The organism is Paenibacillus sp. FSL R7-0198 (assembly GCF_038000415.1).
Lineage (GTDB): Bacteria > Bacillota > Bacilli > Paenibacillales > Paenibacillaceae > Paenibacillus.
In genome coordinates, this window is the sequence record NZ_JBBOCB010000001.1 from 1890281 (window position 1) to 1916008 (window position 25728).

The 25728-nt window shown below is 41.3% G+C and carries 22 protein-coding genes and 1 pseudogene; 7 read left to right on the forward strand and 16 right to left on the reverse strand.

Annotation, left to right across the window (positions count from 1 at the left end; translation table 11 throughout):
• Positions 1–19: 19 nt before the first annotated feature.
• Complete coding sequence (locus MKY87_RS08040; protein ID WP_340963791.1) at positions 20–2077, reverse strand: methyl-accepting chemotaxis protein; 2058 nt, start codon at positions 2075–2077, stop codon at positions 20–22.
• Positions 2078–2316: 239 nt separating this feature from the next.
• On the opposite strand from MKY87_RS08040, the gene MKY87_RS08045 reads away from it, so the two are divergent.
• Together MKY87_RS08045 and MKY87_RS08050 are read left to right on the forward strand one after the other, a co-directional pair.
• Complete coding sequence (locus MKY87_RS08045) at positions 2317–2721, forward strand: hypothetical protein (RefSeq protein ID WP_340913679.1); 405 nt, start codon at positions 2317–2319, stop codon at positions 2719–2721.
• A gap of 25 nt (positions 2722–2746) precedes the next feature.
• Positions 2747–3172, forward strand: coding sequence for a hypothetical protein (locus MKY87_RS08050; protein ID WP_340913676.1), 426 nt, complete (start codon positions 2747–2749; stop codon positions 3170–3172).
• Between the two features lie 156 nt (positions 3173–3328).
• Here the strand turns inward: MKY87_RS08050 and MKY87_RS08055 are convergent, their stop codons facing one another.
• The 3 genes from MKY87_RS08055 to MKY87_RS08065 form a co-directional block, all read right to left on the reverse strand.
• A complete protein-coding gene (locus MKY87_RS08055) occupies positions 3329–4492 on the reverse strand; it encodes an iron-containing alcohol dehydrogenase (RefSeq protein WP_340963792.1) in 1164 nt (387 codons plus the stop codon).
• A 265-nt stretch (positions 4493–4757) separates the two neighbouring features.
• The gene (locus MKY87_RS08060; protein WP_145323737.1) at positions 4758–5636 is read right to left on the reverse strand and encodes an amidohydrolase family protein; all 879 of its coding nucleotides are present in this window, start codon (positions 5634–5636) and stop codon (positions 4758–4760) included.
• Positions 5623–8790 carry a GNAT family N-acetyltransferase gene (locus MKY87_RS08065; protein WP_340963799.1) on the reverse strand — a complete coding sequence of 1056 codons (3168 nt, stop codon included), beginning with the start codon at positions 8788–8790 and terminating at the stop codon, positions 5623–5625. The genes MKY87_RS08060 and MKY87_RS08065 overlap by 14 nt, the downstream gene beginning before the upstream one ends.
• A 313-nt stretch (positions 8791–9103) precedes the next feature.
• Between MKY87_RS08065 and MKY87_RS08070 the strand changes: the two genes are divergently transcribed.
• Both MKY87_RS08070 and MKY87_RS08075 read left to right on the forward strand, forming a co-directional pair.
• Positions 9104–9709 carry a DedA family protein gene (locus MKY87_RS08070; RefSeq protein WP_340963801.1) on the forward strand — a complete coding sequence of 202 codons (606 nt, stop codon included), beginning with the start codon at positions 9104–9106 and terminating at the stop codon, positions 9707–9709.
• 305 nt (positions 9710–10014) lie between these two features.
• Positions 10015–10584 (forward strand): hypothetical protein, encoded by a 570-nt coding sequence (locus tag MKY87_RS08075; protein ID WP_339789722.1) that lies wholly within the window; start codon positions 10015–10017, stop codon positions 10582–10584.
• Positions 10585–10710: 126 nt separating this feature from the next.
• Here the strand turns inward: MKY87_RS08075 and MKY87_RS08080 are convergent, their stop codons facing one another.
• The 7 genes from MKY87_RS08080 to MKY87_RS08105 form a co-directional block, all read right to left on the reverse strand.
• The gene (locus MKY87_RS08080; protein ID WP_340967395.1) at positions 10711–11910 is read right to left on the reverse strand and encodes an MFS transporter; all 1200 of its coding nucleotides are present in this window, start codon (positions 11908–11910) and stop codon (positions 10711–10713) included.
• Between the two features lie 332 nt (positions 11911–12242).
• A complete protein-coding gene (locus MKY87_RS08085; protein ID WP_340963802.1) occupies positions 12243–13280 on the reverse strand; it encodes an ROK family protein in 1038 nt (345 codons plus the stop codon).
• A gap of 199 nt (positions 13281–13479) precedes the next feature.
• Positions 13480–13749, reverse strand: a complete 270-nt coding sequence (locus MKY87_RS08090; RefSeq protein WP_340963805.1) for a hypothetical protein — start codon at positions 13747–13749, stop codon at positions 13480–13482.
• Positions 13750–13956: 207 nt separating this feature from the next.
• Complete coding sequence (locus tag MKY87_RS08095) at positions 13957–15024, reverse strand: hypothetical protein (RefSeq protein ID WP_340963806.1); 1068 nt, start codon at positions 15022–15024, stop codon at positions 13957–13959.
• A gap of 389 nt (positions 15025–15413) precedes the next feature.
• The gene (locus MKY87_RS30715) at positions 15414–15713 is read right to left on the reverse strand and encodes a topoisomerase DNA-binding C4 zinc finger domain-containing protein (RefSeq protein ID WP_445669414.1); all 300 of its coding nucleotides are present in this window, start codon (positions 15711–15713) and stop codon (positions 15414–15416) included.
• 23 nt (positions 15714–15736) lie between these two features.
• Positions 15737–19666, reverse strand: coding sequence for an AAA domain-containing protein (locus MKY87_RS08100; protein ID WP_340963807.1), 3930 nt, complete (start codon positions 19664–19666; stop codon positions 15737–15739).
• 11 nt (positions 19667–19677) lie between these two features.
• Positions 19678–20424, reverse strand: coding sequence for a nucleotide-binding protein (locus MKY87_RS08105; protein ID WP_340963809.1), 747 nt, complete (start codon positions 20422–20424; stop codon positions 19678–19680).
• Between the two features lie 197 nt (positions 20425–20621).
• On the opposite strand from MKY87_RS08105, the pseudogene MKY87_RS08110 reads away from it, so the two are divergent.
• Positions 20622–21494 (forward strand): annotated as a pseudogene (locus MKY87_RS08110) (amidohydrolase family protein); the annotation flags it as partial.
• Positions 21495–21519: 25 nt separating this feature from the next.
• On the opposite strand, the gene MKY87_RS08115 reads toward MKY87_RS08110, so the two are convergent.
• Together MKY87_RS08115 and MKY87_RS08120 are read right to left on the reverse strand one after the other, a co-directional pair.
• The gene (locus MKY87_RS08115) at positions 21520–21777 is read right to left on the reverse strand and encodes a type II toxin-antitoxin system HicB family antitoxin (RefSeq protein WP_340963810.1); all 258 of its coding nucleotides are present in this window, start codon (positions 21775–21777) and stop codon (positions 21520–21522) included.
• 121 nt (positions 21778–21898) lie between these two features.
• The gene (locus MKY87_RS08120; protein ID WP_340963811.1) at positions 21899–22492 is read right to left on the reverse strand and encodes a YdeI/OmpD-associated family protein; all 594 of its coding nucleotides are present in this window, start codon (positions 22490–22492) and stop codon (positions 21899–21901) included.
• Positions 22493–22758: 266 nt separating this feature from the next.
• On the opposite strand from MKY87_RS08120, the gene MKY87_RS08125 reads away from it, so the two are divergent.
• Positions 22759–22980 (forward strand): hypothetical protein, encoded by a 222-nt coding sequence (locus tag MKY87_RS08125; protein WP_036617217.1) that lies wholly within the window; start codon positions 22759–22761, stop codon positions 22978–22980.
• A gap of 295 nt (positions 22981–23275) precedes the next feature.
• Complete coding sequence (gene yidD / locus MKY87_RS08130) at positions 23276–23503, forward strand: membrane protein insertion efficiency factor YidD (RefSeq protein WP_076329189.1); 228 nt, start codon at positions 23276–23278, stop codon at positions 23501–23503.
• Between the two features lie 42 nt (positions 23504–23545).
• Here the strand turns inward: yidD and MKY87_RS08135 are convergent, their stop codons facing one another.
• From MKY87_RS08135 to MKY87_RS08145, 3 genes are all read right to left on the reverse strand, one after another.
• Positions 23546–24022: an EVE domain-containing protein gene (locus MKY87_RS08135; RefSeq protein ID WP_340963814.1), complete on the reverse strand. Its 477-nt coding sequence runs from the start codon at positions 24020–24022 to the stop codon at positions 23546–23548.
• Between the two features lie 26 nt (positions 24023–24048).
• Complete coding sequence (locus MKY87_RS08140; protein WP_340963817.1) at positions 24049–24585, reverse strand: DinB family protein; 537 nt, start codon at positions 24583–24585, stop codon at positions 24049–24051.
• A gap of 67 nt (positions 24586–24652) precedes the next feature.
• A complete protein-coding gene (locus tag MKY87_RS08145; protein WP_340963818.1) occupies positions 24653–25600 on the reverse strand; it encodes a helix-turn-helix transcriptional regulator in 948 nt (315 codons plus the stop codon).
• Positions 25601–25728: the final 128 nt, after the last annotated feature.

A 25728-nucleotide genomic window follows, 5' to 3' on the forward strand; every position in this document is an offset into this window, starting at 1 on the left:
CGGGTTTCTTTTCGTATTCCTATTTTGTTTTGAAGCGAGATGATTCCTCGGCAAGTTGTTTGGTCAGTCCATCGATTCTCTGCACCATATTTGTCAAATGTTCCGTCATGCCGGACTGTTCCTGCATTGTTGCTGTGACTTCCTCAACAGAAGCCGACACCTCTTCACCGGAAGCAGACAAGTTCTGTGCAGCCCCAATGACGTCATCCTTATCACGTTCAATCGATTCGATCTCAGTGGCAATAGCCTGAATCTGGCTCATCATATCATTCATATTCTCGGTGACAAAATTGAATGTCTCCTTCGTCTGGCTAACGCTGCTCTTATGCTGTTCCGCAATTGCTTCAATAGCCTGAACACTTCGGTTATTCTGCTCCACATGATCAATGGTCTGCATCACAATTCGGTTGATATCCTCCGATTGAGCTGTTGTCTGCTCTGCCAGCTTGCGAATCTCGGAAGCAACCACAGCAAAGCCGCGCCCTTGCTCACCTGCTCTTGCGGCCTCAATCGAAGCATTCAACGCAAGTAATTTCGTCTGATTTGCAATTTCGGCAATCGTGCCCGTGATCTGGTGAATGCCAGAGGAGCTTTCAGCGAGTTGGACTGTAATTTTGGAGATGTTGCCAACTTCAATCTCGTTCTGCCCGTTCACCGCAATAAGCGCATCAATAACTTCATGATTATTTTTGAATGCATCCGTAATTTCATCTGCCTTGAACTTCACTGCCTGCGACATTCCATTCACGTTTGCAATCTTGTTACCAACATTCATGAATTTGTCCACAATGGCTTCCGTATCGTTCGCCTGGGATTCCATGGCTCGTGAAATCTCAAATGCCGTTGTCGTTGTTTCGGCAATCGTGGTTGAGGTTTGCTGAGTGGACTGTTCCAGCTCGGATGTACTTGTTTTCAGGATGCCGATGGAACGGTTCATGCTGGAGATCAGCTGTTTATTGCCTGCTGCCATGGTATTGAAGCTGTCCACCAATTGTTTGAATTCTCCGCTATATTTACCTTGAGCCTGTACCGTCAGATCGCCGCCCGCAAGCTGTCTGAACAACACAGTTAGTCTTGTAATTGGTCTGGTTACCAGCAAAGAGATCAGGATACCCGCTACGACGGAAACCGCAATAGCACTAAACAAAACAATATACATCTGTTTTGCCATCGCACGTAAAGGCTTCTGCACATCGCTCATTTTATCTTCAACAACGACGGTCCAGTCGGATCTTGGGATTTTGGAGTAATACGCCACTTTCTCGTCTGTACTAACCTCCCCTTGCTGCAGTTCAGCGCCAGGTGCAAGATCTATCAATGATTGGTATTCGCCCGACTCCATCTTCTGGCCTGCCATCTTCTCATCTGCTGAATCGTAGATGACCGTACCTACGCGGTCCATAATGATTACTTTTCCCTCATCATTAATATTGATATTTTGTAGCTGATTAACGAAGAACGAGGTGGATGCCGCAGATACGAGCACTCCCTGTACTTCTTGATTCTCATTGTAGATTGGCATGGCAAAAGCCGTACCAAGTTGTCCTGAGGACTTGGCTACAATCCCTTCACTAATCACGTTTTTACCCAGAATCGCTTCTTGGAAATATGCCCGATCTCCGCGTTCTGCCTTGATAACTGCCGGATCATTCGCTGCAACAATAATGCCATTCCGATCCAACAAAATCAGACTGTTGTTACCTTCCATACCTGCAAGACTGTCCGCGAGAATACCACTTGCCTTATCCAGCAGTTCATTGTTTTCCGAGAAAAAGTTCTCACCTTCCTGCCCATCCGTATTCCGAATCTCTAGCAGATCCCGGAAGGTACGATGTGTTGTAATCAGAAAGGTGGACTGTTCTTCCAAACTTAGTGAAGCATACAAACCTGCCCCCACCCGGTCCGAGGTTGCCTTAATTTCATCTTTGCTTTTGTCGAGTGTAATAACTGCCGCTACGCTGTAACACACTACCGCAGTTACCGCCAGTACGATACACACCAGCAGACTGATCATAAGTGGTAATTTGACTCTGAACGACATGTTGCGCATGCGTTCTCTTGCCTTGCTAAATACCATGATTACATTCACCATCCATTTTCATTTTCGTCATTATGAAGTCCAAATTCTATGTATCTACTTTATATCGGTCGATATCAAATAATCTGTAAGCTGTTTCCCCAGTTATACTAGGTCAAAGGCCACTGCAAACGATTGGAAAATGAAGACTTTGGGTTAATACAAAATATGACATCAACATCGTATAATATATGAAATACATATCGCGCAGGAAGAGGGAAAACGCATTGAATCCGAAAATGCCTACTTTATTAAATGTTATCCGTGCCCTGTTAGGGGTACAATCCATTTTCATTGGGATTTCCATGACATTCCTTATTGCAGATCTATTCCGTAATAGTGCGGATTACTCCGCGTTTCCGCTATCTGATCAGATCGCCTATTTTACAAGTATCGGGCTCCGTGTACTCTTGGTTCTGGTTCCCCCAATTCTGACTATCGTATTTATCTCCAAACGAAGTTATAAGCTAACAATTACATTTATGAGCCTGGCCTTATTTTTTGGCGTTGTTTTCTTTCAGAATTTTCTCGTCTTGCTGCACATCTTTATGTTGCTTACGCTGCTGCTCCACAAGCCCAGCAAGGTGTATCTGAAGCAGGAAAGCTCTCGGGAAGAATACAACCAGAAGAATCTGCGGTTATAGGTTCGAAGAGAATAGGAGAAGTGATATGGTAAAAACAGCATTACCTACGCTATTAAATGTCGTGCGCATTTTATTAAGTGTAAAACTGATCTACGTGATTGTGTCCTTTATCGTGTTCCTCATTGACTTCAACCAGAATATGGAGGCCTATCTGGGTTTCTTACGCAAAGGAGATGATCTGGCTTACGCCTCTGGCGTAATCTCAGCCAGAATGTTGTTTATCATCGGTCCCAGCCTGCTCGCTGTTATATTCATCACCAAAAGAAAGTTCAAGCTCACCGTGACGTTTCTGAGTCTGGCGCTATTCGTTGCCATTCCGAATGAGAGTAACCTGTTTACCCTGATTCATCTCTTCGCCCTGCTTATCGTGCTCTTGCATCGTCCAAGCAAGTTGTATCTGAAACGAAAGGATACCCCTGTCAATGAAGCCGTAGTTGAACCGAAGAATTAATTCGAAAAGAGAATCACATGACATTGAAGTCCAAAAAAAAACGGTGGAGAGTACACGATATGATGTCATAATAAAAAAACAAGGACGTTCCTAAGTAATACAGGAAGGTCCTTGTTTAATGTGAATTAATATACAAAGTGATTGTGAGATTTACAATTACAGTGCAGCTTGATAAATTTGTACTACATCTTCACGCTGCAAGTTTTTGAAGAATCCGAACGGACCGAATCGCATCGCTTTATCAGCCATCACATCAATCTGGCTGTCGTCGATGTCATAGTCCGCCAGACGGCTAGGGGCACCAATTGAAGTCCAGAATGTACGCAGCGCTTGAATGCCTTCTTCAGCAACTTGTTTGTCCGACTTTCCAGCAGGGTTGATATCAAATACATTAACAGCCATACGTTTGAATCGATCTACATCCACATCCAGATTATGTTTCATCCAGTGTGGGAAAAGGATCGCAAGGCCTCCCCCATGGGGAATGTCATACACAGCCGACACGGCATGTTCAATATTGTGAGAAGCCCAATCTCCGGCAAGACCCATATTCAGGACATCGTTAAGCGCCATTGTTCCACAGTAGAGAATGGTTTCGCGCAGTTCATAGTTTTCTGGATCTTTAATCAGACGAGGGGCCGTATCAATAACGGTACGAAGAATCGTCTCACAGAATCCAAGCTGAACCGGTGTATTGGTATCCAGATGGAAATAATGTTCAAACACATGAGACATCATGTCCACCATGCCGTATACCGTCTGATCCAGTGGTACGGTGTATGTGTACTCCGGATCAAGAATGGAGAACGCCGGGAAAGAATACTCGCTGAACCATGCCCATTTCTCCTGCGTGTCCTGATTGGTTATTACTGAACCGTTGTTCATCTCGGATCCTGTCGCTGCCATCGTTAGAATTGTACCCAGTGGAAGTCCGCCTTCCGGGGTTGCTTCACGTACAACAACATCCCACATGTCTCCATCGTATTTGGCTCCTACTGCGATGGCTTTCCCGCAGTCAAGTACACTGCCGCCGCCAACCGCAAGAACCAGATCAATGTTATGTGTTCTACATAGCTCTACACCCTTATGAACCGTTGATAGACGAGGGTTCGGTTCGACACCGGCCAGTTCCGTAACCTCTGCTCCGATCTCATTCAACTGGCTGATTACCTGATCGTACAGCCCGCTACGTTTGATGCTTCCACCACCATATACAAGCAAAATACGTTTTCCGTATTTTGGAACTTCGGTCTGTAGTGCTTGAAGTTGCCCTTTGCCAAAAATCAGCCGGGTCGGATTATAAAACTGAAAAGATCTCATAACGTATGTTCCTCCAAAGAAGTCTGAAATTTTGTGCATCCACCATTATAGTTCTCTTTATTCGTAAAAACAAATACAGGCAAGAAGGAGATAACAGATGAGCATGGAGTCTGTTATGGCTAAACACTGTTCTCCTGAACAAAAAAAGCTCCTGCCAGCAAAGTGGCAGGAGCTTACATCACGGGGATTCAACATAAACATCACATGCTTCCGTGACATACATGGTCTACATCCCCTCAGATATTAAGAATTCGGTACTTAGGTTCTAACCCAGATCGGCAATCCGCTGTCCAATACGTGGAAACAGCCCAAAGGCATTCTCATAGAAAACCTTATCATGATGCTGCTCCGGTACAAGTCGGCGGACAAATTCGGCATACAGATCGATGGGCGCAAGCGGCCAGTCGGTGCCAAACAGCATTTTCTCATAATGATCCGAATAGACCAAAGCCCGGCGGAAATGATCCATGAACAGAGGCTCGTTCATGAAGCGTTCAAAATGAGGCCGATCCCCCACCACAAGACCAGACAAATCCGCATACACGTTAGGATTCTTCGCCACCACTTCAGCTGCATCCATCACCCAGGGATCACCCAGATGACAGATCATGAAGTTCACACCACGCTGTTGCAAGGCTAATTCATCCACCGTCAGTGGATGCGAATACTTGAGCAACCCGTTCATGGAGTACGTGTCTCCTGTATGAATCACCACAGGCAAGTTGTACTTGGCTGCGAGTTCATAGACTGGAGTATAGATTTTGTCATACACATAGTGATGATAGTATCCGGCATATAATTTGATTCCGGCTACCTCAGGGGATTGAAGTCTAGCTTCAATCCGGTCAAGCTCGTCCTGAGCGTGTTTACCATCTAGCGCATTGGGATTGATCCCCACACATTCCATGAGGAATGACGGAACCTTCTCTTCCAGGTCAAGTCCCATCGGGTTAGGAGAACTGGAATCCGGGAACGCTCCCTTCGTCTGCTCCGTAACCCCCATCCCGATACCCAGAATGACGTCGTTTTTATCAAACTCCGCTTTCAGACCAGCGGCAGAGTAATCCACTTTGGACAGATCAATCGCTGTTCGGTGAAAGCTGTCGATGTCCGAAAGGTGAATATGAATATCAATAATCGGCATGTGAAGCCTCCTTTTCATCGGTAGAAGTTGCAAAATTCAGTTTGAGAAGGTCATGCACATCCGCTGAACTCAGCGGAATTGGTCCCAGAACCAGATATGTCGGCTCCGTCCAGACCGTTTCTCCGTGCTGGAGTGTCAGATGATGATTCACGTGCAGACCCGTCACCTGATTATTGGCAAAAGCCCATGCACTCTGATTCGGGTAACGATGGACCGCATGCAGCATGTTTTCACGCGAAACCGATCCGACTCGCAAAAGGTCTTCAAGTGGCAGGCCCACATCCACCTTGCCTAGCGGGAACCGATCTTTACCCGGTTGCTCAATCCAACCTTCCGCAAAGACAGATGAAGGCTGGAGGAAACGTTCCTCCGCAAGCGAGTAATTCGTCAGCGTCAGGCCGCTTTCGTTTGTCACTTCAAGCAGGGTGCAGAGCACAGGAGCACCGGGCAGCATCAGATAATGCTGGTGGATCGTAATTCCCCGATTGGCTTCATGCTTTTCAATTCGGGTGGTCAGCTTTATGCCTTTCCAGACGTTGCCGTATTGGTCCTTGTGCTCTGTCCAGGAAGCGGCTCTCTGTTCCAACTGGCGGCTGAAACCATTCATGCCTGGAATCCCCACACCCAGCCCGCCGTACCACGGATTCCACCACGAGCGTGGAGCGGGTTCAGGGTATGAGCTATCCAACCATTCTTCTCCTGCATATTTCAGAGAGTGTACTACACTCCCGAATTCAGGAGCAACGGAAATCGACAATACTCCATTATCTACGGTGTACACTGGTCCAGATGAACCTTCTTCAATCATCTGCTTAATCTCTGTTTTGCTCTGCGGGAACCAAAGGGCAGTTCGCTCCTGAATCCGATCTTCGCCCCGATATAGCCCACGAACTTTCCAACCACTCACGTGCTGGTCTCGGTCCGCTTCGTCTGGTGAAAATGTCAGCTTGGCAGAGTTTAGATTCTGCTCCGGATTGAATTCCTTCACATTGGTCATAACCTCCTGTTTGCCACCCTGCTGTACATACAGCTCCAGCTTGCCCGCAAGCGAAACCAGTTTATGTTCAGTCAACGTTGCTTGCAGCACGTCTGGGGCAAACGGATTCCCCTCACTCAGTGTCAGATCCAGATGACTGTCCAGCAGCGGAATGATCGGGTTACGCTGCTTCCTTGCAAACGCACGGAAATCCGACCATTTGGCAAACGTGTTCAGGGCATATACAGTTGTCTTGGTCCGCACAACGCCTCCTGCTGCAATACGTCCAAGCTCATGCTGCAATCCCAGCGTGTATTCCGGACGAAGCAGCTTCAGAGAAGGGTCCCAATAGATGCCGCACGCGCCATACTCTTCCTTGCAAAACAGCCAGTTTTCCGTAATCTGCGAACTGTCCCAATGACTCGGATCGCCAGCGTAAGAATCGCCCATATCCACAAAACGGCCTTGGTACGGTAGAATTAGCTGGTTTCCGTAGAAACCGAAGTTATTCATTAGAAATAGGTCTTCTTCCCAGGCCGTGTCCCGTGTATTTTCAACCTCGTGGTGGAATTCGGCGATTCCATTCGCAGACAGCTTGACCACGGATTTAATCTGCAAGCCTGGGAAATCCTCCGAGTCATACAGTGCTTCAAAAACCTGACGTTCACCTTCGGGATAGATATTCACTTCTTTTGCATGTTTCTTGGATAACTCTTCGGCAAACGGCTTACCCAGCTTCGGATAAGTCCACCAGAACGAATGACGGGAACCGGGATATTCAATCCACATGTTATTATCTTGTTTGCTCATATGAAGGGAGAATGCACCATTCACAGCCACCCATTGATCCTCAATCTGCCCACCATATTTCCCTTCGATTCCCTTCATCAGTACAGAAATTTTGCTTGTAAAAGAGATCGCATGGTTCCCCACTGGGACAGCCGTCACTTCTACTTCTTGGAAATAGAGACCATATGAACGCAAGGTGAAAGGCACCGGCACAGACATTTTACCTTTGGCTGGCACCGTAAAGCGCACCGAACGCTCCTCCCATTCAAGGAATTCATCCTCTGGCAGGTCCAAGCTGAACTCCGTTTCGGCATCCACATTATTTTCCACGTTCAGGACCAATTCCGCCGGAATACCTGGATATAGCTCCTTTACAGGCAAGATAGTCTTGATCTTGGCCGGGAATTTCGGGGCAATACCTAACCTGAACTCCGCTTTCTTACCGTTGATTAACCATGTGGTGGCAACCACGGGATGGGTCTTATTGTTATTCTGTTCCTCTGTAATTGGATCAAAGTGAAACTCACCTTCCACGATGATGGTTTCTCCCGGAGCGACTGCTCGTGCAACGTCCAGCGAAAATCGAATGTTTTTGTTATCCTCACCCTTGATCTCAATCGCCAGTTCGGAAGCTGAAATGTTTTTAATGCGATAGCGAACCTTATAACTGGAACCGAAAACGAGATCATGATCATCAACCTCTGTTGAGATTTCGTAATCCGGTGTTTCGAGGGCAGTCAGCCCGCGACCCGACTTTTCAAATTCAGCCCGCAGGGAGACATCTCCCTTTTTCCACGTGTAGTCAAAGAAATCAAAACCACGCTCCCGTCGGCCATCCGGCTCGATCACGAGTTCACGCGTGCTGTCTGCGTACCAATCCAACTCCTCGAAATAAGGAGCAAGTGCTTCGGTCTGCAAGATTGTGGGGATGAAATTCATCAGATGCACATTATCATCTTTTTTCTCCCAAAAGAATCCACATTTCTTGTACATTGGTACAGCCTTTGTATTGCCTGCCCATGTGAACAGATCCAGACGAGGCCACCCGGCCTCCACGGTCTTGCGCACAGCATTCAGGATCAGATTACGTCCAACCTTGTAACCGTGATAGTCGGGGCGTACGTTAAGCAACGGTACATATAGTGCTCTCTCGTCATAGCGGTAATGAGCAAAACTGCAGAAGCCAACAACCTCTTTCTCATGAACAGCTAGAAATGCATAAAGATTGGACGAACTCTCCATCTCCCGGCGAACTGTTTCCTCTGTTCTAAGGTTGGTGCCACCTCCCCAGCTTTCGTTACTACGGTTCCACATATCCGCAAGTGCGGCAGCGTAAGAGGGGTCGTATTCAATAATATGGATTTGATCAATAATCGAAGTTACGGTCATGTTCTGATCTCCTTCTCTTTATGTACAGGATGGTGAAGAAGCTAGTGATAGTCTTATCATACTATAATTGGAAGCATTTTCAGAGTGTTATATTGGTGTTAGGAGTGATATGCAGTTCAACTTTTTCGAGGATCAAACGCCTGCTCCATTCATGTCGAATGAGATTTCGCTTATGTATGGCCTAACATATCCCGCCGTGACGGGCTAAATCGGATATGCATGTGAGTTTTGACAAGCTCTATTCGCTATTGTTACTCTTTGTACAGGAGTGTTTCTTTTATATATAAAAAAGATAGATTCATGGAGGGAAAGCATGACAGAATGGATCACGCAATTTATACTCTTTTTTAAAGATTTGTCATACGCAGGTCTCGTTATTGCCTTGTCGTTTGAATTCGTACCCGCTGAACTTGTACTGCCCATGGCGGGATATTGGGTGTATCTTGGGGATATGAAGCTTTGGCTGGCTATACTCGCTGGTACCGTAGGTGGAACGTTTGGACCTTTAACGTTATATGCCCTGGGACGATACGGCGGCAGGCCGATGGTCGAAAAATTCGGCAAATATTTCTTGATTCGCCCCCACCATCTGGACGCTTCCGATAAGTTCTTCGAAAAATATGGCAGCGGGGTAGCTTTCTATGGACGTTTTGTGCCTGGTATTCGGACCGTGATCTCCATCCCTTGTGGTATGGCGAAGATGAATGTGTTTAAGTTCAGTATCTTTACATTCTTGGCCATGCTTCCGATCACCTCATTGTACATCTACTTAGGATTCAAATTAGGCTCTCAATGGGAGCACGTGGACGAGATTGTTAAGCCTTATATCGTTCCGGCAGCGGTGGTTTTCTTAGGTGCTTTTGAATTGTACGTGCTTCTGAAACGTTGGAAAAGAAGAACGGCTTTGAACAAGTCATAGGCTTGTTTAAGTAAGGAAACAAATAGATGTAAAGCCCCGCCGATTGTGAATATCGGTGGGGCTTTTGTTTCAAGGGAGATTCGCCTGGCCTATATACAACGCCACCTTTCCGTTGAAACGTCAGAGAGAATTAATCCCTAAGCTTCGTCCCGGCCTTACAAGCAGTTTAATTCGTTGTTCCCAGTTTAAATTCTATTTAATTTTCTGCTGTTGCTGAAGTATTATTAACACACTGCTCAAGAAGTAGAAAAGCAATAATTTTAGTGGTACTATATTCCTATAAAATAGATTTTGGAGGTACGAAATTGAACTTAAGAGCACATAAGTGGAAATGGATTTCAAGTGTTATCGTATTACTAGGTTTAGTTTCATCAATAGTTTTTTACAGGAATGAACAAGCTTATGCCGAAGCAATAAAAAATGCTAAAGCAGCAGTGGAGCTAGAAGATTATGACTTAGCATATCAATCCATATCTGAGAAAAAACCAAAAACAGCAGATGAATTGTTATTCAAGAAGATTAAATTAATCAAATTTTCCAAATTAAACCTAGCAAGTGATTATGATTTAAGCCCTCCTTTAGGGGGTAAGCCTGATTTCGAATGGATAATGAGTAGTCTATTTACTGGAATTATCTCCATTGATGTTACTGATTACAAACGCGCCGAAGAATTAAATGTCACAAAAGAATTATTAGATGTTAGAAGACAATATCTTGATCAACTAGATTCAATTTTCTGGTTATCCGAGTATGAGGTTGATAACATATTAGCTATGACAGATGAAGAAAGAGATAAGAAAATTAAGGAGATTTATGTAAGAGGCGATGAAGTGTTAGAAGAAAATTTAAAAAAAATATTAAGAAAACGAAATTAAGGATATAAATACAGTACATACAGATTTTACAGCAGTGTGAGAGATACTTTTTATAGGCATCTTTCACACTGCTTATTTTATTAAATCGAACATACAAATGCACACTACATAGGAATGATCATCTAACTAAATCAGTTCCTGCCTTCTTTTCAAATACACATACAACACTACGCCAGACGCCGCACAGATGACCGCACATAAACCGATGAATCCATATCCCGCCTGAAGTCCGCGCAGCAGTCCCAACTGAGTCGTTGAACCGTACAGATTCTTCACACCTTCAATCACCCAACCAATCACATAGTTACCGATGACACTACCAACCCCCATCAAGGTAACCGTGAACGTAATCGCGGTGTCACTGCCGTTTGGATATCTTCGTGCGATAAACGCCATAACGGTTGGATAGATCATCGCTATGCCCGCGCCAGATATCGCAAAGAAAATCGCAAGACGCTCTCCCCCTGCAAGCGCTACGAACGTACAGACTCCCGAGAAAGCCGAGAATAGAATCAGTGACAATACAAATCCGATCCGGTCCGTCAATGGCCCAAGCAGCAGGCGTCCCAGCGAGAATGTGAGGAAGAACGCAGATAATAACCCGGAAGCTTTGACCGTGTCCCACGTGTAGGCTTTTTCGAGAAAGTTAACCAGCCAACCCCCAACCGCCAGCTCCGATACCACGCCAAAAGAAAGAATGAGCACCATCAGCCAAAGGGCAGGATCACGTGTTAACGTCTTCAGTGAAGTCCGATCTTCATGAGGAAGATCGTCCCCCGGGAATTTGCTGCGCAGCGCCGCAATGATCGGCAGCAGACAGAGTGACAGCATCACCACATACATGCCGCGCCAGTCCAGTTCGTGTCCAAACACGCTCAAAGACATCACACCCGTCGCCAGCAAAGGTGCAACCGTTGAACTCAGTCCATAGAAGAAGTGGGACAGGTTCATCATCGTACCTGTGTTTTTCACAAAAATCCGCGCACCCAGAATCGCCAAAGCAATCTCCAGCATGCCGTTACCGATGTACATGAAGAAGTATGATGAAGCAAAGAGTGGATAGGTATGAGACGCATAAATGAACACACCTGATAGGATCATCGATGCAAAAGATATGATGCTAACCGCCTTGATGCCCCATTTGTGAACCAGAATAGCCGTGAAGGAGCAGGCGATCAGGTACCCCAGTGCATTCAGGGACAATAACGTCCCGAGCTGTTTCTCATCCAGATTGAAGTCGAATTGAATGCGCGGGATGGCCGGCCCCTTAATATTTTCCGAAATACCGAATACGATAAATCCAAGAAAAATCGTTGCCAGTTGCATGGCGTACAGCTTGTTGAACTTTCGTTTGTTCCCTTGCGTGCCTGCTTGCTGATTCAAAATAAGTTCCTCCATTGTGTCTATATAAGTTGAAACAAGGGTCATAAACTGGACACTCCAATGACAGAATAACCTTCCAATCGCTGTTATCCCCAGATTTTTTTCATTCCCTTCCCTTAAGGGAACATCCGGTGATAAAGGCGACCGCTTCGCTTCTCCAGGTTTTTTCTGTCCTCTTCGTTACTTGTTTAATGAAATTCTTCACTTATATAAAAGGGTTATTACAACTCATTGATCTGATGAGCGATCATCCTTCTGATCGACGTTCAGTTTCTTTACCACTGCTTTTCAACCACCTGAATGCGGTAGGTCAGGCTCTCCAGCGTTACCGCGACCAGCCCTGTAACATATTCGCGGCGCGTGTCTCTTTGGATGATCAACTCCGGCATATGTTCCTGTGGGATCAGGTAATCCAGACAGCCTTGTAACAGGTCATCCCGCATAGCCGGGTCCATTGTATCGCCCGTAACGACAATCGCTGCCGGGTTGATAATTGCAATGATGGAGATCAGCGTCTTTGTAACGAGTTCCTGCAACCCTTCCGTCGATTTCAACATGCGCAGCTGCTCTTCCCGTGACACGCCAAAAGGTAAGAAGGACACCTCGCCCCCAAATTGCGTATTCCCGGTCAGGGGACGACCATCAATGATAAAGCCCGCACCCGGAAAATGGTTCTCTGGGAAAGTCACCACCGCAAAGTTCTTCTCTTCCTCAAATTGCTGCTGGTTATACAGTCCGTAGACCGTCAGGTTCATGTCGTTGCCAATGACCACTTCCATGTCTTCATATTGTTCCTTAAGCCTTGGGCCGAGCGGCTGATACATCAGCTCTGGTACATCGCAAATGCCAATCACACCGTTGTGTGCCACCCCAGGTATGCCGATACCAATCGCCTGCACATTGTGGTATTGTTCGATCAGATTTACAATCAGCTCCTCTACCACCGTTACATTAATCTCATCCATAAATAGTGTCTGTTCGTCCGCCATCTCTCCGTTCAGATTGGCATATGTATGTGTGATCGAGTGAATGCCGCCCTCTGTTCGAATAATCAGGCAAAGTACGCTGGCGTAGTCCGCATTAAACTGATACCGACTCGCCGGTCTTCCACCGCTCGATTCATCTGGACCCAGATCGATAATCTCACCCGTCTGTAGCAACTCATTCAGAATCGTGCCGCATGTCGCTACGCTAAGTTTGGTCAGGTTCGCAATGGAAGCCTTCGTGCCTACGCCCATGGATCGGAGTGTGTTCTTCACCAATTCAACGTTGATGCGCTTCACCTGCTGGGTGTTGTGTGATGTGGGTAACATGGTAAGTTACATGCCTCCTTTCGTTCATTTCGAACCATTCAATGAATGTTTTTAAAAGTGTTTTAATAATTGAAGTTTAGGGGGATTTGGGAGGAAAGTCAATGCTTAATTGGGATCGAAAAACGTTTGGATGGACAGACAAAAAGACAGTTCAAGATCATCTTGTGTGATCCTGCGCTGTCCTTTAGTTAAGGTGACTTTATGTAGACTGACTCATTTGATTTGCCAAGATGCTCTTCTCCAGTCGTACTTTAAATAACTTTCGGTTTAGATCCTGTTCCATGGAATGAAGGTGATATGCAGCCTGTTTCACCGTCTCCATGTGTAAGACCCCTGCTCGCTTCGCGATAATGTCCAGGGCGTCTAGGATAAGTTTGTTGCATGTCACCAGTTGGTCGACGTAATCGTCTTCTTGTTCGGTGAGTTGTGTGTATTGCAAAGCAAGGTTTTCGCTGTTGGTACTTGTCATGTCACCACTCCTTTGTTAAGGAGAGAGTAACATGAAGAGTAAAAAAATGTGGTACGTCGATACGTATCAATTTCATTTAGAAAACTTGTTAAATTTCTTCGATCAAAATAAGTTATGACTTGAGCATAATAATTACAAGACTATTAAATTTATCTTTTATAAGCGTTAGCTTCACGAACACCAGAGTAAATATGATACAAGAGCAAATTACTTTTTCATTTCATTTTCTATCAAAAGTTTAAATTCCGGATTTTGTTCGCAGTATTTCTGATGATACGTTTTAATTATATCAAGCTCGTGCAAACTACATTTTTCGAAATATTGATGTAAGTTTGACCTTTTTTTTAATTGCGGAATTTTCTTCATATGTTGATAGTAACCACAAAGTAATTCTAAAGAGGATAAATTTTCTTCCCAATCTACTCGCCATTTTGATTGTGGATCTTTTTTGTTCATTACTAAAAGTAGATGTAGCATTAATTTCCGTTTACCAACAAATCTATTATTTAATAGATTCAACATACTAAATGAGTTATTTCCTATAAAGTTCATACCACTTAGCGCTCTAACAATTCTTTCAAGAATGAAAAAATCCTTTCTAACTTGTTCAAACTCCTTTTCACTCGCCTCTTCCACAGATCGACGTAATTCTTTTATATTAAGACTAGATTTTAAATCCTCATATATTTGATCAATATGAAAATTATCAGAATCTATATTTATTAATTTATCTAGACCCAGAACACGTTGAGCAATTTCACCAGTAGTTTCTTCCTTTGTAAACTGTTCTACCCCAGAAGCTTTCCATGAGGAATTTTCTTTGTTAGGAGATAGCACGCTTAAAAATACGTTAATTACGGCAATTACATCGATATTTTTTGCATAAGGAAGTAGAGGGTTCTTTTTCATGTATTCGATTAATTTAGTTTCTAACTTTTCTGATAATCCTTGATATCTAGTAACGAATTTTTCTATATTAGAGAAGTTTCCGTTTAGTATAACATTTCGTAGATGTTTTTCTTCTACAATCCCCCCACGAAGCCAAACATCAATAAGTAAACCTTCTAGATTTCTATTACTTTGCTCAGATGTTTTGAGTAAAATCAAATTATGAACTGCGTAGTTAGGATATTCTGATTTAGAGCCCTTTATTCCTTTGTGATGAGTACGTTTGGGAGCAGGAACTATCCCTGCTTTATGCCATCTTTCGATTTGATCATTTGTTACCGAATATCCAAGTTCTAAAATAATTTCTCTAAGTTCATCACGCGTCATATCCGTCCTCCTTGCTAAGTACTAGAGCATCGGTATGCGAAAACTCTCAAGTTTTTATATCGATTACTTTTATAATAAGCATGACAAATCCAAGTGAAAGGGATGATATATGTGAATAAAACAATTAATGTTTTGGTAGCTACTGTTCTCTTATTCTTAACAGTACAAAAAGCTTACAAACAAGTGAACAAAATACAAAATCTACTAAATTCTTAAAACAAAGTACACTTAAAAGGACCACGTTGTCCTTTTAAGTGTACAAAAGTAATTATTTTCATATTTGAATCTCTCTCTATTCGACTCCTAGAGAACTCGGATACTAAAAGAGTGTACGTTGTTTACTAAAATTCAATAAAAAGATAATTAATTACAGCAGATAATTAAAAAACTTAAGATATGAAGTTGATATTTCGTTTCCCATCACATATCGGAAAACTTGCACAACCATAAAACTTACCAAAAGAACTTTTCCTAATAAGCATAGATCCATTACATTTAGGACAGTATGGAGTGGTTTGTTTCGCCTTAAGCTGTGGTTTGAAATTTTTAATTTGTTTACATGATACGCAAATGCGCCCGTATCCTGAAGAAAGATTACTATCATAAAATTTAGCAAGTTCTTTATACTGACCACACTTTGAACAACGTTTTAGTTCTTTATTTTCAATCTTTTCGAATGTGTCCTTCATCTTGTCATGAAGCGGGTCAGACACTACTTTTTTATCAAACTAGCCTCAAAGCATTTATTTAACATTCCTCCCTCTGGGTCTGTATCCATCAAAAATTTATTCACTCTAAAAAACGGATAACCATACGATTCAATCGTTTTTCGTTTTTCTATATCCTTCTCTATATAATGAGCATCAAAAATTATATCTTCTTGCATTGGAAAGAGTGAGTTTTCATCAAAGCAATCATATTCAATAATAGCAATTTTAGGTTTTGAAAGTTCATTTTTAATCTTCATCAATACATATGACTTGAACTTTTGTTTTATTGCTCTATTATCCAGTTGTTTGATATATTGATGAACATCAAAATTTGGAACCAATTCAATCTCATCTTTTCTGGCATTATAAAATGAAGTCTTTTTAATGTAATCAAGCAAAACATCTTTACTACCATCAACATGAGCTTCATTAACTACAGGCTGTTCTAAAATATTTCTGAAATATTTTAGAGCATTTCCCATTTCGCCTCTTATATCCTCTGGCTCCTTACTCAAAACAAACCTGACTGACTCCTTCGCACGACTAAAACCAACATTAAGTCTTGTAGCATTTCTACTGTTCAACTCATCGTTATCCAAGTTTCCAAATTGAAGTAAAAAGATTCTTTTAAGAATATCCTCGTTTTCCCTTTCAACCATGGAGTAGAATATAATATCTCTTTCCTCACCCTGACAACTATCAAATGTCATAAGTTTCAATTGAAAATTTTCATTGAAATAAGTTTGATTCTCGTTAGAATAGAATAAATCTGTAAGATATTTGTGTTGATGAGCAAAAGGCGTTATTATGCCTACAGTTCCTTTGAAACCAACATTTTTCAATTTTGTTACTTCATCTAAAATGAAATTAGCTTCACTTATATTAATATTTTTTTTGTTTTCTTTTTCTGAAATATCTTTTATCACATGAAACTTGATAACTTCATGTAAGTCTAATCCTCTTATTTTCATAACTTGAAGAGATTCTTTATAAAAATTTTTATTGGAATAACCAATTAACTCCATGTAACCTCTAAAATGCTTTTTTAGAGCACTTTGATGATTAGAAATATTTCTTATAAAATCTAGGATAGAGTTTTTAACATTAAAACCATTAACTTTAAACGTCAAGGTGGAACTGTCCTCTAAATCAAAATTCACAATACTTTTCGTGAACTCATCTTTAACTTGATTGAAAAGAACATTATTTATTTCACCATCTACATTAGAAGATTTGAAGTTCGCATATTGTTTTGGGTCGCCCAAAACAACCACCTTTTTCCCTCTAATAATAGCTGGGAATGCTTGTGCAATACTAACTTGAGACGCTTCATCAATAATGACAATATCAAAAAGATTAGGAGCGAGTGGTAAGAATTCCCCCAGTTCACGAACCCCAACGATTAAACAAGGAAAAGCGTCAACTAATTTTGCTAATGAACTTTTAGAAAGTTTTTGTTTTGCCTTCACCCTTCTTCGAATTTCCTCTGAATCATTCTTGAAACTTTCTCTGAATAACACTACACTCTGGTCTAGGGTATTTGTCATTTTAAAAATAAGCCTATTTTGCAAAAAATTACGCTCTTCATTATACGAGCTACTTATTGACTTTCCACTTCCTTCAAGCGTGTTAAAATAAATATCCACATACTCAATTAAATTCAATATATCCTCTTCTTTTTGATGCCTAAGTTTAGAAGCGAAAATCATTTTTGTGTGTTTTATATCTAGCCCTAGTGCTGCAAATGACAATGGTATCTTTAAAGAAACATTCACTAGCCGCTTTAATGCTTCTCCAAGTCGGTGGACCAAATCTAAAAACTCAATTTGTTCTTCATCTCGAAGAAGTGCAAAAAAGTCTATTTGATTCTTGGCCCAGATATTTTCTAACTGAATACATCGTTTATATATGGCAAGTTCTTTCTCTATACTGACTTGATTTTTTTTGATTGATGGCACTGTACAATTAAAGAAAATCTCTTGTAGATTTCTTTCTAATTGTTTTATTTTTCTTCCCTTAAACCAATACGTATTGATAAGCGGAAGTTTTAACAACTCTAACTGTTCTAACGTATCTGCAAGTACAGTAACATTCTTATTGTTAATGTCTTTGGAGAAATATAGTTTGAAGTTTTCCTGTTTTATTTTCAGTTGAATTGATTTAACATCTTCTTGAAGTTTTCTTATTAGATTTAAAGTTTCATTGAAAGACATATTTTCATCTTGTAAAACAAATTGGTAGCGATCCGAAAGAAATTTATAGGCTTGGTCTGCTTCTTGAATGGATTCCCATAACTCTTTAATGCTTTCAGAGGAATCTTTTACTTCATCGATGTCGATGAAGTTCATCCATTCGTTAATAAAGTGTTTCTCATATGTCAAAAGTCGCAAGATTTTTTCTGGACTGATTGACTTTTGTATTTTTATTTCTTCATTAATATTATTTTTGATTTTAGAAATAATACCGCTAATTTCATTTTCTGTTTGATTCCCTAATGACTTATACGAGCTATTCCTATTCTTTATCTTATCAAAATTCATTTGGCTAAATATGTTATTAATGTTGTTTTCACGTTTTCCCAATCTTAATATTGGATTTTCCATGCGCTCATTCAATTCAATTTTTTCTAAGACATCATTAATTTTATTCTCTACAACATCCAATGCTTCTTTTGTATCAGATACCACTAATACAGATTTCTTATTCAATAAGGCATTAAAAATAATAGATACAATCGTATGACTCTTTCCAGTTCCAGGTGGTCCTTCAACAATGATACGGTTGCACTCTTCCTTTTCAATAGCCTTAAGAATCATGAGTTGTTCTTTATTAAGAGGAATCGGGCTTAGATATGATAATTTTTCATCAAGTGACAACGAATTAAATTCTTCTTCAATCACTGATTCAAAACTTTCAGGGTTATTGAATAAAAAATCATTCCCGATTTTCTCAAAAATTTTAAAAGCTTCATTATTTTCGCTATTTGTGACTATGTGATGAAGCTCTTCATAATCATTCAAAAGAGCTTCATCTGACTTATCAGCTAGAGAAAAATAACAAGTATTTGTTAATTGTACGGATTCGTTACTTATTTTGAATGGTTCCAAAGATTGTATATTAAAAATAGGTAGTCCAAGTGTATTACACAGATCAATCAACAAGCTATTTTGTAGATGTTGATTTAACCCTCCTTCCTCTTGGAAGTCACTCAAATAAATTTGCCTAGTGGGAAATAGTGGTATACGTACATTTTTATCAAGTTCTTTCGAATATTTACTTAATACAAACTCAACAGCTTTTTTATTAATTAACAATGTTGGTGAGAATTCGAATTCAAAATCTCCATCTACTGTTCTTTCTACTGACACTTGCAAATAAAACAAAGGGTATATCTTGCCTTTATATCTGATATCAAAAAAATATAAATAAAATTCCTCATTTTCTGATTGAAGCTTATTTTTCCACATATCAAATAAGTCTCCATATAGACTATAAGCAACATATTCGTTTAAATATGACCTCAAATCATTAATCTCTATACTATCCTTTTCTTTGAATCCCTCTAAAAAATCTTCTTTCAAAGTAATACTTTGCTTATGAAGCTCCTTCTTTACGACTCCAATCGCTTGCTCTATGTCTCTGTTCAGTTGGAATTTTTCAATAACCAAATTAATCAAGGATTGAGTTAAGTGAACAACATAGCTGTTCTTTTTGACTGTACCAAAGGAATTTTTTGCAAAGTTACTCTGAAGCAATTTTAAGATTAAAGGACTTACTTTGGGGTATGTTGATAAATCGATGTCACAAAGTAGCCCCTTTTTATTTTCAAAAGTAACAAGCCTATTTGGACCTCTCTGTGACTTAAAATCAGTTTGAAGAAATTCCATATAATATTTGAAAAGTTCTACATAAAAGTCCTTTAAATCTGTCAAAGCTTTGCCCCCTATTTCAAAGGATTAAATACAAAGCCTGCAGCAGCAAGCTCCTTATATAACTCCATTTTGATTTCATCTAATGAATTGCTATATGATGTATAAACAACGCCAGCTATATCCGAATGGATTTCCACCTTTGACTTTACAACACAGCAGACGTTATCTCTACCTAATTTCCCGTAAAAGTAGCCTAGCTCAAATATGACATTTTGCCTTGCTCTTGGTAACAATTTAGCTTCATCTTCATTCAATGCTCCTACATCATCAGGAGTCAATAGAACTAATGCAAATTTAACATCAGCATATTTAATAAACTTCTCAATAATAGTCATGCCTCGGTTTGGCATTAATGATAGGATTATTGGTTCCAATCCAATTCTATGTAATAAAACCTCTGCTTCAAGTTTTGCCTGTTCATCTCTTCCATGAACAATAAATATTTTATTGGAATTGGATTGATTATGTTTTTGAACTGGTTTTTCATTAGAGTTCATTTCATTCATAATAGATTCGAGTAATTCTGTATGGTCAATTAAGGCTCTATAACCTACTGAACTAATTGTCTTTCCAGTGCTAGAATAGTGTAGAGGCGCATCAAACTCGAACTCTTCAATATCAAAATCTTTTGAATATTTGTTCATATTTAAAACCAATGACTCAAGTATATCTACCTTCAAATAATCATTGGAATCCTCATATTCCTTAATCTGTTTGATAACTTGATTCAGTCTTGTTTTATCAAGCTTGGACGACATAAATTTCCCCCCTAGAATCGTTACTTACTATCCTCATTATACAATTTTAGACAATCACATTCTAGGTATGATGCGAAATGACTAGTAATTTGTTGTTATTGATATTTTCAACAATACGAAAGAACTAAAATTGTAGTATATTATTCGAACTCATAATATAAAAGCTACCCAAATGCGACTTTGTCGGCCCTAATCAGCTAGTATCCGGATTTTTCCTAAGTGTCACTGGCGGACATGGTGCTCCATTTCTGGCTCTGGTGGGCGACTCTCCGTGGGAAGCACGAAGAAATGTACGGATCAATGTGAAACACGGCGTGGATCTGATCAAAATCTGTGTTACGGGTGGCGTGACGGATGCGAAGATGGTCGGCGAAGCTGGACGTTTACAGATGACGGTGGACGAAGTTGCGGCGATCTGCGATGAAGCGCATAAGATTGGTTTGCGGGTGGCAGCTCATGTGGAAAGCACGGAAGGCGTAAGAGTTGCTTTAAAAGGTGGCGTCGATACCATCGAGCACGGTTCGGAGATGGACGACGAAATCATTCGTTTGTACAAAAATAATCCCAATGCCCTGAATGGCTACACCGCACTCATCCCCACCCTGCAAGCCGCTTATCCATCCGCTTCACTGGATACCAGCGTAACGAAGGTAAGTGCAACGGTAAAAGAGAATTCCAAACTGGTCTACGATTCCATGCTCAAAGGCGTAAAACAAGCAATCGAAAACGACATCACCATCGGTATAGGTACTGATGCCGCTATGCCTTACGTGACTCACTATGATATGTGGAGAGAGATGGACCACTACATGAGACAGGCCAACCTGAACAACAAACAGGTCATCGACATGGTGACTCGAACTAATGCGAAGATCCTCGGTGTTGACGATGTTACAGGGACGGTGGATATCGGAAAACATGCCGATCTGATTATCATGGAGCAAAATCCGCTGGAACATATTGAGGCCTTGTCAGACATCTCTATGGTCATGGTCAAAGGAAATCTAATTCAAAAACCATCTGTCAAAAGAATCAAAGAAGTCGACGATGTTCTAAACTCAGTTTGGTGAATTCAGATATGAGAACATAGAATTATCAATTATACGTAACACTTGCTTCAATTAAGTACGCTTTATCTTTAAAGTTCAATAATTCAGGCATTATGCTTTGAGGTGGCGGAATATCTTTAACAGGTTCTCCATCCAAAAATAATTCAAGTGCTTCTTTCGCCATCACTAATGCTTCTTCAACTGAATCGCCACAGGTGATACATCCAGGCAGATCAGGAAATGTAACATTAATTCCATCCTCAGCAAAATTAAAAATTGCGTAGTATTGGTAAGTTCGAATCATATGGGATACTCTCCTGTTATCTATACTTTTAGCAAAAACAGCAAAAAGCCTTTCGGATTATATCTGAAAGGCTCTCAACTCGCTTTTACTCTTAATTTCCCTCAAATATATTGTTATAAGATCAATCATTCAACCCTTTACCTTCCAGGATCGGCTGCATATACTTCTCTATTCGTGACACTTTTGTCTTGGATTGCTTTGGTTGTGAGAAATAATAGAGATATGCCCGCTGCCGTCCGGGTGTCAGTGCTTCAAATGCATCTCGGAAAGCAGGATTCTCATCGAATTGCTGTTGAAGTTCCTCAGGAACGCTATATTCGGCAGTTTTTTTCATTTCCACCTGCAATCCCGCCTGTTCCACTTCAATCGCTTGCTGGATATAGGCTTTGATCATAACCTCCTGCTCCACAATCTGCTCCAGACTGGTGAAGCGAAGCTGGCGTTCTGCCTGTACATTCTCCGTTTGCTGGACCAAAATGCCGTGTGTATCCTTCAGCAGAGCCCCTTTGAAGAATAGAATGGCTACGTACTCTTTGAATCCATGGATGAGAACGATGTTTTTCCCATCCAGCATGTAACATGGGTGCATCCATTTCATATCTTCTGTCAGTTCAAAATCCCGAATAATCTCTCTCAGCTTTGTGGACTCTTCCTTCCACGTTTTGAGTTTCTTTAGATAGCCGTCAACTTTGCGATTCCCACTTGTATCGGTCATGGAGAAATTCCTCTCTTTATCACATGTTCTTATAGGTTCAATTGTACTGGTTTTCAGTGGATTGTACAGCGTTGCTTACAGAGCTTTTATTGACTTTTCTACTTGAATTTAAACCTTAATAGCAACAAAGACCATCCTGTTAGATGGCCTATCATTTAATCCAATCCCATCCCATCTAATAAGTTTCAATCGACAGTTTACCATCCCCATAGTAAAATAATGGAATGTCTATTGCCATAATTCCAACATACGAAAGGAAGATTTAAATGAGAGAGTACACAGTTGTTCCAGGTCCGAAAAATGTTCAAGTAAACCGAGGTGATACTCAGGCTGCTGTTAATTTATTTGCGGATATCATTAATCACAAAGCACAATCTGGATGGACCTATCAATCGATGGAGTCGCTATCCGTCACTGAGAAGCCCGGTTGTCTCCAGCAACCTGTTACAACGCATCATTATATGCTTATTTTCTACAGAGAGATTTAATAATAGTACAACAATCATGAGAAACTCAGAATCTGAGGAACTGATATATAATAACATGCCATCCGAAGAAGAACTTATTAGACTCTTACATACACATCATGAAGAAAACGATCCTCGAAGCAGTTTCTATATAAGAACTCATGTTATTCCAGAAATCGATTGGTTGAAGTCTTTGCTTAACGTTTCACTTGCATTATTCACAGGTCTAATCATCTCTATGATGTGTTTCTATCTCTTGAATCTATTCACCCCAATATATGCTTTGCTAAGTGCCCAGATTGTTTTCATAACAAGTATGTTTTTCATCGTTCTACGACGTGTTAGAGCAATCCTGATATGGAGTATTAGAATTTATCAACGTTTTGCCCCTATTGAAGTGAGGAACAAATGTCGTTTTGAACCAAGCTGTTCTGTGTATATGATTCAAGCTATTGAGAAATACGGGGCGATTAAAGGTCTTTCCTTGGGCATTCATCGTCTTCGCAAATGTAATATCAACGGTGGAGGATATGATTATCCATAAAGCAAAAAGGTCCATAGACAATCTATGGACCTTTTGGTTTGGTTAACATTTCTGGCTTAAGCTAATATTTAGTAGTGACTGTGTCTCATCTTCCAACATGGAGGAAGCTATCATCATAAAGTCTTCAGCCCCAATTTCAAAGTGACCTTTACGAAATGGAAACCCCCAATTGCGATTCCCGCGTGTAAAACTAAGTTGGTCTAACAACGTTGCGATCTTTACTTCTCGACACGGAAGATAACGGAGATCTCGGCGAAAGGGTATAAAGGATTCCGACATCTGATATTGGTATATCCTATCGTCGATAATTTGACCAATAGCGGTAAACGCCTGAAGTGGCTTGCCTGTTGATATGTCTGTGCGTGGAGAATAGTATATCAGCCAATCACCCGGGGACATCTGTCGCAACAGCGCTGACTTGCCATGGCACAACTGCGCAAACCCTCCCTCTACGGCTACATTCACATGAGAAGCAGATACAACGCCAATCCAATATCTGCTGTCCTGATTTGGTTTCATGGATATATCCCATTCCCTTCTCTCGTTTACATTTCCAGATTCAATATCAATCGATCCAATTGTAAAAAATGATGTCTGTAGTGCATCTCTATCAACAAAAACCACTCCTGAGCGTTTAGAGCGCCAAGCCTTGGATGATGTATTTTGTTGCTTACCGATGCTTGGTATAAAAGGGGTTCTGTACTTCTCATCCGTTCCACGACCATGTGAAGCCCATCGATCAAGGACTCCATGCTCTCGGGTGGTTGCGGGGTGTACTGCGGGGAAGCAGGAACCTTAATTGGAACGGGAGGGAATTGTCCTAATTCGAACACTCTCCTACCCAGTTCTGTTTTTTCCTCACCCGAATTTAACGTCGAATCCTCGCTGCTCAAACACTGCTCAATATTATGCAGATGCAAGAAAAGCGCTGATTGAATCAAATGTACATACATCTGTCCAATGGACCATTCCTCTTCACTCTGTTTTTTATGTAAGCTCTCCATATCCAATTTGTTCAGTTCTGCCAAATATCGTTCTACTGCCGTTTCCAATGATTTCAATACTTCCGTTGTACTTCTCATCCTTCAACCCACTCCTCTTGATCTGTGATATATCAAAGTATAAAAAAACACTACTGACAGGTGTATGTCAGTAGTGTTTTAAGATGTTTTTGGCTACTTCCTGCATTCGGAAGCGTAAAGACTCCGGTTCCAAGACCTCGATATCTCCACCCCAGCCAAGTAAATAATGCAATATTTCCTCCGGGTAGCGGACACGAAAATGAAAAATCACATCTTCCTCTTGCTCCTCAAATGCATCCATATAAAAATGAAGTGCCTCCATAACTTTGTCAGCAATTTCGGGTTTTGCCCTGATTAATATGTGTTCGTTACGGTCGTCAGGAGGTCGATAACTGTTTAGATCAAAATCCGGTGGCAAAAGGAATTGATCCTCCAGCACGGAAAGTTCAGTCATGCGTGACAAACGAAAATGACGAATGTCTTGTCGCATATCACAACGTGCAATTAACACCCAATTCTCCTGAACCAGTGAGAGTCCATAGGGTGATACCTCACGCATGTTATACCGATTGCCATCCGTTCCTGGCATTTTTTTCAGGTACATAAAGCTAATTTTACGTTGTTCCAAGATGGCATTACGTATCTGGTTAAGGTATGTTTTCACCCGCGCTCGGGTTAAAGGTTCAACCGTATGAAGCAGTCGCATCGTTTCCCGAACACGCGTGGATTCGTTACGAACGGCTTCTGGTAAAATCGCTTCAATTTTCCGTTGAGCCGACTTAGCCTCCATCGCGTATTCTGTATCCAATCTCTGTTCGATAAAATCAGCTCCCATGAGCAGGGATACCGCTTCTTCTGCGGTGAAGCTTACCGGGGGCAGAAAATATCCTTCCATAAGGGAATACCCATGACCCGGGGCACCCATAATTGGAACACCAGCTTCACTTAATGCCTGAATATCTCGATATATCGTACGTACACTTGTCTCCAATTGAGCAGCTAAATCTTCTGCTCGTAGCATCTTTCTTCGCTGCAATTCAAGCGTAATCGCAAGCTGCCGCTCCGTTTTGTTCATTTTCTAGCCCCCACCGTTTCATCATCCAAACCTAACTCATTCTATCACAGTAACTTGCCCTTTCGTCTCGTGAATTACAGCAATGGACCTTCTTACATGCCACCCCCGAAGAGATGAGCAACTCTTAA

Excerpts from the sequence above, each read along its gene's own strand:
- yidD (WP_076329189.1), top strand. The coding sequence starts at position 23,276 with ATGTTTTTCATCGTTCTACGACGTGTTAGAGCAATCCTGATATGGAGT.
- MKY87_RS08135 (WP_340963814.1), bottom strand. The coding sequence starts at position 24,022 with ATGAAACCAAATCAGGACAGCAGATATTGGATTGGCGTTGTATCTGCT.
- MKY87_RS08045 (WP_340913679.1), top strand. The coding sequence starts at position 2,317 with ATGCCTACTTTATTAAATGTTATCCGTGCCCTGTTAGGGGTACAATCC.
- MKY87_RS08125 (WP_036617217.1), top strand. The coding sequence starts at position 22,759 with ATGAGAGAGTACACAGTTGTTCCAGGTCCGAAAAATGTTCAAGTAAAC.
- MKY87_RS08050 (WP_340913676.1), top strand. The coding sequence starts at position 2,747 with ATGGTAAAAACAGCATTACCTACGCTATTAAATGTCGTGCGCATTTTA.
- MKY87_RS08080 (WP_340967395.1), bottom strand. The coding sequence starts at position 11,910 with ATGCAACTGGCAACGATTTTTCTTGGATTTATCGTATTCGGTATTTCG.
- MKY87_RS08145 (WP_340963818.1), bottom strand. The coding sequence starts at position 25,600 with ATGAACAAAACGGAGCGGCAGCTTGCGATTACGCTTGAATTGCAGCGA.
- MKY87_RS08090 (WP_340963805.1), bottom strand. The coding sequence starts at position 13,749 with ATGACAAGTACCAACAGCGAAAACCTTGCTTTGCAATACACACAACTC.
- MKY87_RS30715 (WP_445669414.1), bottom strand. The coding sequence starts at position 15,713 with ATGAAGGACACATTCGAAAAGATTGAAAATAAAGAACTAAAACGTTGT.
- MKY87_RS08140 (WP_340963817.1), bottom strand. The coding sequence starts at position 24,585 with ATGAGAAGTACAACGGAAGTATTGAAATCATTGGAAACGGCAGTAGAA.
- MKY87_RS08085 (WP_340963802.1), bottom strand. The coding sequence starts at position 13,280 with ATGTTACCCACATCACACAACACCCAGCAGGTGAAGCGCATCAACGTT.
- MKY87_RS08115 (WP_340963810.1), bottom strand. The coding sequence starts at position 21,777 with ATGATTCGAACTTACCAATACTACGCAATTTTTAATTTTGCTGAGGAT.
- MKY87_RS08055 (WP_340963792.1), bottom strand. The coding sequence starts at position 4,492 with ATGAGATCTTTTCAGTTTTATAATCCGACCCGGCTGATTTTTGGCAAA.
- MKY87_RS08105 (WP_340963809.1), bottom strand. The coding sequence starts at position 20,424 with ATGTCGTCCAAGCTTGATAAAACAAGACTGAATCAAGTTATCAAACAG.
- MKY87_RS08120 (WP_340963811.1), bottom strand. The coding sequence starts at position 22,492 with ATGACCGATACAAGTGGGAATCGCAAAGTTGACGGCTATCTAAAGAAA.
- MKY87_RS08065 (WP_340963799.1), bottom strand. The coding sequence starts at position 8,790 with ATGACCGTAACTTCGATTATTGATCAAATCCATATTATTGAATACGAC.
- MKY87_RS08070 (WP_340963801.1), top strand. The coding sequence starts at position 9,104 with ATGACAGAATGGATCACGCAATTTATACTCTTTTTTAAAGATTTGTCA.
- MKY87_RS08060 (WP_145323737.1), bottom strand. The coding sequence starts at position 5,636 with ATGCCGATTATTGATATTCATATTCACCTTTCGGACATCGACAGCTTT.
- MKY87_RS08095 (WP_340963806.1), bottom strand. The coding sequence starts at position 15,024 with ATGACGCGTGATGAACTTAGAGAAATTATTTTAGAACTTGGATATTCG.
- MKY87_RS08040 (WP_340963791.1), bottom strand. The coding sequence starts at position 2,077 with ATGGTATTTAGCAAGGCAAGAGAACGCATGCGCAACATGTCGTTCAGA.